9 protein-coding genes are annotated in these 12,437 nt (G+C 66.4%); 5 read left to right on the top strand and 4 right to left on the bottom strand.

Going from position 1 to position 12,437, the window contains the following annotated elements; translation table 11 throughout:
• Positions 1 to 10: 10 nt before the first annotated feature.
• The 3 genes from ACZK13_RS01220 to ACZK13_RS01210 all read left to right on the top strand — a co-directional run bounded on the left by ACZK13_RS01220 (position 11) and on the right by ACZK13_RS01210 (position 5,757).
• The gene (locus ACZK13_RS01220; protein ID WP_032128170.1) at positions 11 to 1,168 is read left to right on the top strand and encodes an ABC transporter permease; all 1,158 of its coding nucleotides are present in this window, start codon (positions 11 to 13) and stop codon (positions 1,166 to 1,168) included.
• A gap of 13 nt (positions 1,169 to 1,181) precedes the next feature.
• Entirely contained in the window at positions 1,182 to 2,504 is a 1,323-nt protein-coding gene (locus ACZK13_RS01215; RefSeq protein WP_253143747.1) for an ABC transporter permease, read from the top strand.
• Positions 2,505 to 2,931: 427 nt separating this feature from the next.
• Positions 2,932 to 5,757: a TonB-dependent receptor gene (locus tag ACZK13_RS01210; protein ID WP_180838484.1), complete on the top strand. Its 2,826-nt coding sequence runs from the start codon at positions 2,932 to 2,934 to the stop codon at positions 5,755 to 5,757.
• A gap of 118 nt (positions 5,758 to 5,875) precedes the next feature.
• Here the strand turns inward: ACZK13_RS01210 and rarD are convergent, their stop codons facing one another.
• Together rarD and yedA are read right to left on the bottom strand one after the other, a co-directional pair.
• Complete coding sequence (rarD, locus tag ACZK13_RS01205) at positions 5,876 to 6,772, bottom strand: EamA family transporter RarD (protein WP_253143749.1); 897 nt, start codon at positions 6,770 to 6,772, stop codon at positions 5,876 to 5,878.
• Positions 6,769 to 7,674 (bottom strand): drug/metabolite exporter YedA, encoded by a 906-nt coding sequence (gene yedA / locus ACZK13_RS01200; protein ID WP_125894900.1) that lies wholly within the window; start codon positions 7,672 to 7,674, stop codon positions 6,769 to 6,771. Before yedA ends, rarD begins: the two co-directional genes overlap by 4 nt.
• Before the next feature lie 223 nt (positions 7,675 to 7,897).
• Between yedA and ACZK13_RS01195 the strand changes: the two genes are divergently transcribed.
• Together ACZK13_RS01195 and ACZK13_RS01190 are read left to right on the top strand one after the other, a co-directional pair.
• Positions 7,898 to 9,232, top strand: coding sequence for an MFS transporter (locus ACZK13_RS01195; RefSeq protein WP_010486964.1), 1,335 nt, complete (start codon positions 7,898 to 7,900; stop codon positions 9,230 to 9,232).
• Positions 9,233 to 9,299: 67 nt separating this feature from the next.
• Complete coding sequence (locus tag ACZK13_RS01190) at positions 9,300 to 9,596, top strand: hypothetical protein (RefSeq protein WP_253143788.1); 297 nt, start codon at positions 9,300 to 9,302, stop codon at positions 9,594 to 9,596.
• Between the two features lie 126 nt (positions 9,597 to 9,722).
• Here ACZK13_RS01190 and ACZK13_RS01185 read toward each other — a convergent pair whose 3' ends face one another.
• Together ACZK13_RS01185 and ACZK13_RS01180 are read right to left on the bottom strand one after the other, a co-directional pair.
• Complete coding sequence (locus ACZK13_RS01185; protein ID WP_478482504.1) at positions 9,723 to 11,375, bottom strand: M28 family metallopeptidase; 1,653 nt, start codon at positions 11,373 to 11,375, stop codon at positions 9,723 to 9,725.
• A 105-nt stretch (positions 11,376 to 11,480) separates the two neighbouring features.
• On the bottom strand, positions 11,481 to 12,413 hold the full coding sequence (locus tag ACZK13_RS01180) for an MBL fold metallo-hydrolase (protein ID WP_478482168.1): 933 nt from the start codon (positions 12,411 to 12,413) through the stop codon (positions 11,481 to 11,483).
• Positions 12,414 to 12,437: the final 24 nt, after the last annotated feature.

Genomic DNA, 12,437 nt, shown 5'->3' with positions numbered 1-12,437 from the left:
GGCCACGGCGATGAAATACTTCTCGTTGGTGTGGGCGCAGCTGTTCCGCAGCCGCACCCGTACATTGCTGACCCTGCTTTCGGTGGTGGCCGCGTTCCTGCTGTTCGGCATGCTCGACTCGGTACGCGTGGCATTCACCTCCGGCGGCAGCGTGGAAGGCGCCAACCGGCTGGTGGTGGCGTCGCGGCTGTCGATCACCCAGTCACTGCCGATCCGCCTGGAAGCGCAGGTGCGGCAGGTGGCCGGCGTGCGCGACGTGGCCTACGGCATGTGGTTCGGCGGCATCTACCAGGACCCGAAGAACTTCTTCCCGAACTTCTCGGTGTCGCCCAACTACTTCGATGTCTACCGCGAGCTGCAGATCGACCCGGCGCAGCTGGAGGACTGGAAGCAGACCCGCACCGGTGCCATCGTCGGCGAGACCCTGGCCAAGCAGTTCGGCTGGAAGATCGGCGACACCATCCCGCTGCAGGCAACCATCTTCCCGCGTGGCGGCAGCAACGACTGGCCGCTGGAGCTGAAGGGCATCTACCGCTCCAAGGACCGTGCGCTGGCCGCCAACGAAGAACGCCAGCTGATGATGAACTGGAAGTACTTCGATGAATCCAACGACTACATCAAGAACCAGGTGAGCTGGTACACGGTGACGCTGGACAACCCGGACCAGTCCTCGCGGGTGGCGCAGGCGATCGACGCGATCTCGGCCAACTCCGACCACGAGACCAAGACCCAGACCGAATCGGCGTTCCAGCAGGCCTTCGTCAAGCAGTTCGCGGACATCGGCATGATCGTTACGTCGATCATGGGCGCGGTGTTCTTCACCCTGCTGCTGTTGACCGGCAACACCATGGCGCAGGCCGTGCGCGAGCGCGTGCCGGAGCTGGCCACGTTGAAGACGCTGGGCTTCAAGGACAGCACCGTGCTGACCCTGGTAATGGTGGAGTCGGTGCTGCTGATCGGCCTCGGCGGCCTGATCGGCATGGGCCTGGCTGCGCTGATCCTGCCGGCGATCGGGCCAAAGAGCATGGGCATGCTGCCGCCGCACGTGCCGACGCCGACCTGGCTGATGGGGCTGGGCCTGATCGTGGTGATCGGCATCATCGTCGGCCTGTTGCCCGCGCTGCGTGCCAAGCGCCTGAAGATCGTCGACGCACTGGCCGGCCGCTGAGGAGAACGCAGACATGTTCAAGAGCAAACTCAAGAAGTGGCTGGGCAACGGCGTGACGGTGCTGCTGCTGGTGATCGGCCTGGTGCTGTGGATCAGCCTGCCGTGGATCGGCGTGCTGGCCGTGGCCGTGCTGGTGGCACTGTGGCTGCTGCTGACCGGCGGTGGGCGACTGGCACTGGCCGCCACCCGCATCGGCGTGGCCAGCCTGCCGCAGCGCTGGGGCGCGTCCTCGGTGATCGTGGTCGGCATCGCTGGCGTGGTCGGCGTGCTGGTGGCGATGCTGGCGATGGGCGAAGGCTTCCAGGCCACGCTCAACAACACCGGCGATGACACCACTGCCATCGTGCTGCGCGGCGGCTCGCAGGCCGAAACCAACTCGGTCATCACCCGCGAACAGGTGCCGACGCTGTCCACTCTGCCCGGCATCACTCGCGATGCCGAAGGCCGGCCGCTGCTGTCGCCGGAGCTGTCGCAGGTGGTCAACCTGGTATCGAAGTCCGACGGCACCGACGTCAACGCGCAGTTCCGCGGCGTCGGCCCGCAGGCGTGGGCGGTGCATGACAAGGTCAAGATCGTCGAAGGCCGCACGTTCGCCACCGGCCTGCGCGAGATCGTGGTCGGCCAGGGCGCCAAGGGCCAGTTCCGCGATCTGGACGTTGGCAAGACGCTGACCCTGGGCAACCAGACCTGGACCGTGGTGGGTGTGTTCGCCACCGGCGATGCGCATGACTCGGAACTGTGGACCGACGCCGATACGCTGGCCACCACCTACCAGCGCAGTGCGTGGCAGTCGATCAGCGTGCGCACCGATGGCAAGGCCGGCTTCGAGCAGTTCAAGGCCGCCGTCGCCGCCGACCCGCGCCTGAAACTGGACGTGGAAACCACCCGCGTCTACTACAGCAAGCAGGGCGGCGGGCTGACCAAGCTGATCGACATCCTCGGCAAGGTGATCGGCACCATCATGGCGGTCGGTGCGGTGTTCGGCGCGCTCAACACCATGTACGCGGCGGTCGCCACGCGTGCGCGCGAGATCGCCACCATGCGCGCGATCGGCTTCCGCGGCCTGCCGGTGGTGACGGCGGTGATGCTGGAGACGATGCTGCTGGCACTGCTCGGCGGCCTGCTGGGGTGTGCGGTGGCATGGCTGCTGTTCAATGGCTACAGCGTGTCCACCATCGGCAGCAACTTCAGCGCAGTGGTGTTCAAGTTCCATGTGTCGCCGGAACTGCTGTGGACCGGCCTGAAATGGGCGCTGGGCATCGGCCTGGTCGGCGGCCTGTTCCCGGCGCTGCGCGCGGCACGTTTACCCATCACCACGGCGCTGCGCGAAACCTGAGCATCACGCAGCGATACAACGCGCATTGCGCAGGGGACGGAGCGAACGCTCCGTCCCTTTTTCTTGCGCGTCATCCGCGAATGGCGTGGATCTACTCAGGGCGATGCAGCCAGGCCGGGTGATGAACCAGTACGTCCAGTAGATCCACGCCATGCGTGGATGGATGCCTGCACACACGCACTGCTACAGATTGCGGGAAATCCGCCGCTATCGATGCCTCTGCCCATCGCCAACGCAACGCACGTGACGTTGCGCACATCACATCTGTGGATTGTTGGTTGCGATTCATTTTCGCGCACATCCGTGGCGCAGAGACAAACAGTTACGAATGGAAACAATCTAGAATCGCGCCCCCCACGTTGGTTTGCAGCACCCCACGCGCCCATAGAACGGGCGCTTGTTTTTACTGAAACACGAGATTTCACGGATGTCCCTGAAAACCACTCCGCTGCGCAACGCGATCGTCATCGCGCTGGCCGCCAGCTGCACCACCCCCGCCTTCGCACAGAGCACCGGCGACGCCACCACCACCCTCGACCGCATCGAAATCACCGGCTCGCGCATCCGCCAGGCCAGTGTCGAGACCGCACAGCCGGTGATCGCGCTCAACCGCGCCGAGATCGAGAAGAAGGGCTACGTCAACGTCGCCGACATCCTGCAGGACATTCCCGCTGCTGGTTCGCCGAGCATGAGCCGCGCGTCTTCGCTGACCTCCTCGCGCGACTTCGGCGGCATGTACGTCAGCCTGCGCAACCTCGGCCCGGAACGCAGCCTGGTGCTGATCGACGGCCGCCGCATGGGCGTCAGCGCCGGCGGCTACTCCGACCTGGCCTCGATTCCGTCGGCCATCGTCGAGCGCGTGGAAGTGCTGACCGATGGCGCGTCCGCGCTGTACGGCTCGGACGCCATCGCCGGCGTGGTCAACATCATTACCCGCAAGAACTTCGACGGTGGCCAAGCCAGCGTCTATGTCGGCCAGTACGGCCAGGGTGACGGCCAGAAGCGCTCCTACAGCGCCACCTTCGGCAAGACCTTCGACCGCGGCTGGTTCACCGTGGGTGCTGAGCGCACCAAGGAAGACGAAGTGCTGGGCAAGGATCGCGAGTTCAGCCGCTATCCCAACGGCCCGCGCCACCCGACCGACAACCTGAACGGCAACACCCCGTGGGGCTACGTCACCGTCGGTGGCAAGAACCTGACCGTGGGCCCGGGCGGCGATCCGAGCCAGAAGGGCAACTTCCACGCGCCGGATCCGGCCGATGGTGCCAACAGCAAGACCAACATGAGCCTGCTGACCGGCCTGGAGCGCACCTCGGTGTTCGCCAACGGCGGCTTCTCGATCACCGACGACCTGCGCATCGTCGCCGACGCGCTGTACAGCAAGCGCGAATCGACCAAGCAGCTAGCCGGCTACCCGTACTCGGTCAGCGCCGCCCAGGCGCGCAACGGCAGCCGTGCCGCCCTGTCCAAGGACAGCACGTTCAACCTGTGGGGCCAGGATGTGCTGTTCGCGCACCGCTCCGAGGAGCTGCCGCGCGGCACCGAGAACAATCTGGAGACCAAGCGCGCCAGCATCGGCCTGGAAGGCAGCTTCGAAACCGGTTCGCGGTACTGGGACTGGAACGTCAGCTACATGTACAACCGCAATGAAGGCGAGCGCATCGGTACCGGCAGCATGTACCAGCCGCACGTCAACCAGGCCGTCGGCCCGTCCTTCATGGATGGCAACGTGGCCCGCTGCGGCTCACCGGGTGCGGTGATCGCCGGCTGCGTGCCGTGGAACCCGGCTGCGCCGATGGGTTATACCGGCCCTGGCTCGCTGAGCAACCAGGACGTACAGGACTACCTGTTCGCCCGCTTCGTCGACAAGATGAAGAGCACCACCAAGGTGGCCAGCGCCAACATCTCCGGTTCGCTGTTCACCCTGCCGGCCGGCGACATCATGGGCGCGATGGGCTTCGAGCACCGCAGCGAAGAAGCCAGCTACACCCCGGACATGCGGGTGCAGAAGGGTGAGATTACCGGCACCAGCGGCCAGCCGACCCGTGGCGACTACTCGCTCAACGAGGTCTACCTGGAGCTGCAGGTGCCACTGCTGGCCGATCTGCCGTTCGCGCGCGAACTGTCGCTGGACGTGGCCGGTCGCTACTCGGATTACAACAACTTCGGCTCGACCACCAACAGCAAGTTCGGCCTGAAGTGGAAGCCGATCGACAGCCTGCTGGTCCGCGCAACCTATGGCACCGGCTTCCGTGCGCCCACCGTGGATGACCTGTACGGCGGTACCGTCAGCACCCGCGATTCGTTCACCGATCCGTGCGATACCTCGTTCGGTACCGCGGCCACCAGCCCGACCGTTGCTGCCCGTTGCCAGGCGCTGAAGGTGCCGGCCAACTTCCGCCAGCTCAACAGCGATGGCACCGTTGCCACCAAGCCGGGCCAGCAGTCGACCGTCGACTTCAACTCGGGTTCCAACGCGGCGCTGAAGCCGGAAACCGCCAAGACCTGGACCGTGGGCCTGGTGTACAGCCCGGACTTCGTGGCCGGCCTGGATGTCAGCCTCGACTGGTGGAAGATCCGCATCAACAACGCCATCGTCTCCGAGACCACCAACAGCATTCTCGAGCAGTGCTATGTGCAAGGTTCGGACGCCGCCTGTGGTCGCTTCACCCGTGGCAGCAACGGCCAGGTCAACAGCCTGGACCGCTCGCTGGTCAATGCCGGTTTCCGCGAAACCGCCGGCTATGACATCAACGTGCGTTACCGCCTGCCGGAAACCACGTTCGGCCAGTTCGCCGTCAACTGGAACACCACCTACACCGACTACCTGAAGCAGCGCAACGACAACGCCGCGACCACGCCGGTGGAGCAGCGCACCAGCTGGGGCGGCGACTTCCGCGTCCGCTCGACCTTCAACCTGGATTGGCAGTACGGCGACCTCGGCATCGGCTGGACCGCGCGCTACTACTCCAGCATGAAGGAGAAGTGCTCGTACATGGACGAGTGCAACCTGCCGGGCTTCAGTTCGTCGTACACCAGTGCATCGCCGACCAACAAGGTAGGCTCCAACACCTTCCACGACCTGCAGGTGCGTTACAGCCTGCCGTGGGACGGCACCGTGTCGCTGGGCGTGAACAACGTCTTCGACCACCAGGGTCCGATCATGTACAGCCAGCCGAACAGCAGCTTCACCTACTACGGTGGCTTCGACATCGGCCGCTTCATGTACATGAAGTACCAGCAGCGCTTCTAAGCCTGCAACCGCGTTCCCGTCACAGCCAACTCTCTCCTGGCTGTGGATGGAAGCAGAGCGGCGCCCCTCGGGGCGCCGCTCTTTTTTGTGCACACGTGTCAGCCGAGCGGACGCGGCGCTAGCGCTTGGCGCGCATCGTGCGGATGTTGTCGCCGACGAACAGGATCAGGCCGGCCCAGATCGCGGCGAAGCCGATCGCCTTGGCAGTATCGAACGCTTCGTGGAAGAAGAACACGCCCAGCAGCAGCTGCAGGCTCGGCGCGATGTACTGCAGGATGCCGACCAGCGACAGCGGAATGCGCTTCACGCCGTAGGCGAAGCCGATCAGCGGCACGGCGGTGACTGCGCCGCCGAAGATCAGCAGCAGGTCGTTGCGCCAGCCCCAGCCATGGAAGAACGCGCCACCGTGGCCATTCTCGGCCCAGATCGCGAAGGCCAGCGCCGGCAGGAACAGGTACATGCTTTCCACGCCCAAGCCGGCCACCGGGTCGACCGAAACCAGCTTGCGCAGCAGGCCATACAGGCCGAACGAACAGGCCAGGCCCAGCGCGATCCACGGTGGTGTGCCGGCGTCGATGGTCAGCCAGGCCACGCCCACCGCCGCCATCGCCACCGCCACCCACTGCAGGCGGCGCAGGCGTTCCTTCAGCACCAGCACGCCCAGCAGCACGTTCACCAGCGGGTTGATGAAGTAGCCCAGGCTGGTCTCGATGACATGGCCGGCGTTGACCGCCCAGATGTACAGGCCCCAGTTGAAGGCGATGGTCAGGCTCGACACCAGCAGGATCGGCAGCGCGCGCGGCTGTGCGGCGATCTTCTGCCACCAGCCCAGGCGCGAGCTGAGCAGCAGCCAGCCCAGCACCAGCACGGTGCTCCAGATGATGCGGTGGGCGATGATCTGGAACGAGGGCACCTCGTTGAGCAGGTGCCAGTACACCGGCACCAGGCCCCAGATCACGAAGGTGGAGGCGGTGACCAGCAGGCCCCGGCGTTGTTCTTTCTCATCCATGCTCATTTCTTTCTCGTCCTTGCCATCGTCAGCACCACCACACCCAGAAGAATCACCACCATCGCCAACAGGTCGCGCCAGCCGAACCGTTCACCGTTGAGCAGTGCGCCCAGCAGCACCGCGATCACCGGATTGACGTACGCGTAGCTGCCCGCCAGCGCGGGGCGCACGTTCTGCAGCAGCCACACGTAGGCGGTGAACGCGACGATGGAGCCGAACACGCACAGGTAGGCCATCGCCAGCAGGCCACCGGTATCGGGCAGCGTGGTCGGGCGCTCGCCTACCGCCAGGCCGATCAGCACCAGCAGCACGCCACCGCAGACCATCTGCCCGGCAGCGGTCATGAACGGGCCCGGCAGGTCCAGCCCACGCGCCCACACCGAACCGAAGGCCCAGCCGATCGGCGCGATCAGCAGCAGCACCAGCCCGGTCGGCGAGGCCGTCAGGCTGCTGCCGGCGTTGAGCCAGACCACGCCCAGGAAACCGATGGCGATGCCCAGCCATTCGCCCTTGCTGGCGTGCTGGCCACGCAGCGCCGAGAACAGCGCCATCCACAGCGGCACCGAGGCCACTGCGGTGGCGGCCAGGCCCGAGGACACCTCGCGCTCGGCCAGCACCACCATGCCGTTGCCCAGCACCAGCATGGTCACGCCCATGATGACCAGGTTGCGCCACTGCCGCAGGGTCGGGTTCGGCATCTTCCAGAACAGGCGCAAGGCCAGGAACATCAGGCCACCGGCAATGATGAAGCGGCTGCCGGAGACCATCGTCAGCGGCAGTGCGCCGCCGTGCAGGGCCTTGGCGATGCCCAGGTAGGTCGAGCCCCAGACCACGTAGACCAGCAGCAGTGCCAGCGCGACAAGGCCACCCCGGGGGGCAGCCGCAGACGAAGAGGGGGGAGCCGACATGACACACCAGGGAGCCGGGGGAAGGCGGATTCTAGGACGTTTTGAGTATGGTCCGGGACCCCATACGGTGGCACGCTGTCATCCATCCATGCACCCTGCTCTGGTCTGCTACCCCGTGTTGACGGTCGATGCAGTACCAAGAGGGCTGCCCGGCCGCGCCGCCCCAAGGCCGGGCGCCGTTTTCCCTGCGCACGGACGCGCCGCATCGAGGATTCCCACCCAGATGAGCACTACGTCCCAACCTGCTGTCCCCGCGAACGACCGCGCCGCCCTGCGGCGGTCGATCTCCAACACCCTCAAAGGCTCAGCCGGCAACCTGGTGGAGTGGTACGACGTCTACGTGTACTCGGTGTTCGCCGTGTACTTCGAATCGCAGTTCTTCTCGCCCGACGACAAGAACTCCACGATGTACGTGTGGGCGATCTTCGCGGCGACCTTCCTGATGCGCCCGATCGGCGCCTGGTTCTTCGGCCGCTTCGCCGACCGCCATGGCCGCCGCCTGGCACTGACCGTCTCGGTCACGCTGATGGCGCTGTGTTCGTTCCTGATCGCCATCACCCCCACCGCCGCCAGCATCGGCATCTGGGCCGCGGTGATCCTGCTGTTCGCGCGGCTGCTGCAGGGCTTCGCCACCGGTGGCGAGTACGGTGCCAGCGCCACCTACATGTCCGAGGCCGCCATTCCCGGCCGCCGCGGCTTCCTGTCCTCCTTCCACTACGTCACCCTGGTCGGTGGTCATGTGCTGGCCCAGCTGACGCTACTGCTGATGCTGACCTTCTGGGGCAAGCCGGAAATCTCCGAGTGGGGCTGGCGCATCGCCTTCGGCATCGGTGGCATCGCCGCAGTGGTGGTGTTCTGGCTGCGTCGTGGCATGGACGAGTCGCTGTCGGAGTCGTCCATCGAGGCCGCACGCGAGGGCAAGGCACAGAAGTCCGGCTCGATGTACGAACTGTTCGTGCACCAGTGGCGGCCGCTGCTGCTGTGCTTCCTAATCACCGCCGGCGGCACCGTGGCCTTCTACACCTATTCGGTGAACGGCCCGAAGATGATCCAGAGCGCCTTCGCCGGCAACGACCCGATGACCGGCACCCTGATCAACCTGGGCGTGCTGGCGTTCCTGATGGTGCTGCAGCCGGTCGGTGGCTGGCTGTCGGACATCATCGGCCGCAAGACCCTGCTGGTGTTCTTCGGCGTCGGCGGCGTGCTGTACAGCTGGTACCTGATCACCCAGCTGCCGCACCAGCATGACGCCACCCTGGCCTTCCTGACCCTGGCCATGGCGTTCGTCATCCTCACCGGCTACACCTCCATCAACGCGGTGGTGAAGGCCGAGCTGTTCCCCACCCATGTGCGCGCACTGGGCGTGGGCCTGGGTTACGCACTGGCCAACTCGCTGTTCGGCGGCACCGCCCCACTGCTGTACCAGGGCGCGCTGAAGACCGGCCACGTCGACTGGTTCGCCATCTACGTGACCGCGACGATCGCGGTATCGTTGGTGGTCTATGTGTTCTTCCTCACCAACAAGGGCCCGAACTGGCTCGACGGCACCCGCAAGTAAGCGCGTTGCCCTGATCGCGGCCACCGGTGCAATGCCGGTGGCCGCTGCGTCTCCCGCCACGCCGTTGATGTGGATCGCGGCGACGCTGGCCACAGCCACGGCATTGGCCTGGCTGCTGCGCCGCCCCAGCGCACAGGCCGCGTGGCCGCGCATCGGATTCGGGATTGCCCTGCTGGTGTTCTGCGCCGCGCTGGCGCTGCAGCTGGCGGTGGACCTGGGCAGCGGCCACAGCTCGCTGCAGCTGCGCCTGCATCGCGGCATCAATGCAGGGTCGCCGGTTGGACTGCGCACGATGATGGCGTGCTATCTGGCAGCGCTCGCCGCCAGTGGCTGGGGTGCGTGGACGCTGCTGCGCCGGCGCTGACGAATACCCGGGCGTGCCGGCCGCTGGCCGGCAACGCCACCTCTTTCGGTAGTGCCGGCCGCTGGCCGGCAACCTCATGAACCTCCGGAAAGAGCAGGGAGTTGCCGGCCAGCGGCCGGCACTACCTCAACGGCGGGCCGCTTCGCTCTTGTCGCGCGCGCCGCGGAACTCCGATTCCTTTTCCCACGTCGGCCAGCGGCGGCTGTTGGCCAGCTCGGCGCCCAGGTCGTAGACCAGCAGGGTGTCGGCGGCGTGGCCACTCGGGTCCCAGCTCGGCGTCCACACATCGCAGGCCTGGTGGTAGCAGTCGGCGAAGTACTTCTCGCGCAGCGCGCGGCCGGCTTCAACGCCACCGTCCAGCTTGTCCAGGCCCGGGCCGATGGTGATCGCCGGCACGCCCAGGCGGGCGAAGGCGAAATGGTCGGCACGGTAGAAGAAGCCGGCTTCCAGGTTCGGGTCCGGGCTGTAGCTGCGGCCGCGGACCTTGGCCACGCGCTCCAGGTCACCCTCCAGCGAGACCCGGCCCTTGCCCCACGACGCGATGTCACGGGTCGCGCCATCCGGGCTGAACATTTCGATGTTCAGCACTGCAGCGGTCTTGTCCAGCGGCGCCAGCGGGTGCGCGGCGTAGTAGCTGGCACCCAGCAGGCCCTTCTCTTCGGCGGTCAGGGCCACGAAGTACAGCGTGCGCTGCGGCTGCGGGCCGGCGGCGAACACGCGGCCCAGTTCCAGCACGGTGGCCACACCGGTGGCGTTGTCGATCGCACCGCGGCGGATGCGGTCACCCTTGGCGTCCGGCTGGCCGATGCCGAAGGCATCCCAGTGCGCGGAGAAGATCACCGCCTCGTCGGCGTGTTCACCACCGGGCAGCTTGGCCACCACGTTGCGGGTCACCACCTGCTCGCGCTTCAGCGCGAAATCCACGCTCAGCTTTGCATTGTCCAGCGCCACCGGGCGGAAGTCTGCACGCATGGCCTTGCGCTTTTCCGCATCGAAGTCGAGGCCGGCGTCGGCGAAGATCGCCTCGGCCAGTTCGCGCTGCATCCAGCCACGCAGCGGCGTGTGCTGCGCCATTGCCTCGGCCTGGCCGCGCTCGATGTCGAACAGCGGCGAAGTGCCCGAGCTCTTCACCGTGGCCCAGCCATAGGCGGCCGGTGCGGTCTCGTGCACGATCAGCACGCCCTCGGCGCCACGGCGCGCGGCTTCCTCGAACTTGTAGGTCCAGCGGCCGTAGTAGGTCACCGCCTTGCCGTCGAACGCGCCCGGCGCATCGGCTTCGAAATCGGCGTCATTGATCAGCACGACGGCGATCTTGCCGTGCAGGTCCACATCCTTGTAGTCGTTCCACTGGCGCTCCGGCGCGTCGATGCCGTAGCCGACGAACACCAGCGGCGCATCCTTGATCTGCACGCGCTTGCGCGGCTGCAGGCTCTGCAGGGTCACGTCCACGCCGTTGGCCAGCGCGCGCTTGCCCTGCTTCAGCGACAGGCTGGCCTTGGCCGCACCCTCCAGCTGTGCGCGCACCAGCGGCACCGGCTGTACCCAGCTGCCATCCACGCCACCCGGCTGCAGGCCGTAGCTGCGGAACTGCTCGATCAGGTACTGCACCGTGCGCTCTTCGCCCTCGGTGGCCGGCGCGCGGCCCTCGAATTCATCCGACGCCAGCACATGCACGTGGCGCGATAGTGCCTGCGGATCGATACCGCCACCCGGCAGGTCGTTGGCCGCATGGGCCAGGCCACCGACGAACAGGCAGGACGACAGCAGCAACACGCGCATCGGATTCACGGCAGTACCACGGCTAGCTTGGAAGTCACCAGAGTGTAACGTGGTCGTGACATCACGGCGCAGCCTGGGTCCACGTCATCCACGCGTGGCGTGGATCTACTTGCTGATGCGGTCCAGCCAGCAGGCCAGGCCCTGCGCGTTGAGTTCGATGTCCATCGCCAGCACCGCAGTCACCGCCGCATCGTCCAGCGCACAGCCATGCAGCTGTGCACGTTCCAGGTACAGCGCCTGCAGTGCGGCCAGCAGGCAGCGGTGGCGGTCCGGTCGGCCATCGCACTGGCGGCCGATGGCGGCCATCGCATCGATCTGCTCGAACAGGTCGTCGGCCAGTTTCTCCACCTGTTCCACACGACCGTAGTGGGTCAGGTACATCGCCTGCGGCGCGTAGCCCAGCATGCGCCGGATCGAGGCCTTCATCGCCTCCGGATCGAACTGCACCGGCGATGAGGTGGGGAAGATGAAAGCCCCCTGCGCACTGTCCAGCTCGCGGTAGGAGATACCGAACGTATCGCCGGTGAACCAGCTGCGGCTGCGCGCATCCCACACGCAGTAGTGGTGCAGCGCGTGGCCCGGGGTATGTAGCAGCACCAGCTCGCGGCCGGCCAGGTCGATGCGGTGGCCGTCTTCGGCCACCACCACACGGTGCTCCGGAATCGCCTCGATGTGGCCATAGCTGCGCGCGATCTCTTCGGCGCCATACACCGCCGTGGCACCCGCAATCAGGCGGGTCGGATCGATCATGTGCGGCGCACCGCGCGGGTGCAGCACCGCCTTCGCATTCGGCAACTGCTGCATCAGCAGGCCTGCACCGCCTGCATGATCCAGATGCACGTGGGTGAGCAGCAGCCAGTCCACCGCCTCCACGCCCAGGCCGGCATCCGCCAGCGCCTGCAGCATCGCCGGCACCGACAGGCCGGTGCCGCAGTCGACGAACGCAGCACGGCCGTTCTCAACGATCAGATACGCCGCGTCGAAATCCGGGCGCTGGAAACCGGTATCGATGGTGTGGATGCTGGGGTCGGCGGTCATCGGCACGCACCTGGCAGGATCGGG

The sequence above is a fragment of the Stenotrophomonas sp. 99219_Sma genome (assembly GCF_056480785.1).
Note: the sequence above shows the minus strand (reverse complement) of the source record. Positions and strands in the feature narration are given on the sequence as shown.

What these genes read in the sequence shown, in the direction of transcription:
- rarD (WP_253143749.1), bottom strand. Translation starts at nt 6,772, where the DNA reads ATGAGCATGGATGAGAAAGAACAACGCCGGGGCCTGCTGGTCACCGCC.
- ACZK13_RS01180 (WP_478482168.1), bottom strand. Translation starts at nt 12,413, where the DNA reads ATGACCGCCGACCCCAGCATCCACACCATCGATACCGGTTTCCAGCGC.
- ACZK13_RS01210 (WP_180838484.1), top strand. Translation starts at nt 2,932, where the DNA reads ATGTCCCTGAAAACCACTCCGCTGCGCAACGCGATCGTCATCGCGCTG.
- ACZK13_RS01195 (WP_010486964.1), top strand. Translation starts at nt 7,898, where the DNA reads ATGAGCACTACGTCCCAACCTGCTGTCCCCGCGAACGACCGCGCCGCC.
- yedA (WP_125894900.1), bottom strand. Translation starts at nt 7,674, where the DNA reads ATGTCGGCTCCCCCCTCTTCGTCTGCGGCTGCCCCCCGGGGTGGCCTT.
- ACZK13_RS01185 (WP_478482504.1), bottom strand. Translation starts at nt 11,375, where the DNA reads ATGCGCGTGTTGCTGCTGTCGTCCTGCCTGTTCGTCGGTGGCCTGGCC.
- ACZK13_RS01190 (WP_253143788.1), top strand. Translation starts at nt 9,300, where the DNA reads ATGTGGATCGCGGCGACGCTGGCCACAGCCACGGCATTGGCCTGGCTG.
- ACZK13_RS01220 (WP_032128170.1), top strand. Translation starts at nt 11, where the DNA reads ATGAAATACTTCTCGTTGGTGTGGGCGCAGCTGTTCCGCAGCCGCACC.
- ACZK13_RS01215 (WP_253143747.1), top strand. Translation starts at nt 1,182, where the DNA reads ATGTTCAAGAGCAAACTCAAGAAGTGGCTGGGCAACGGCGTGACGGTG.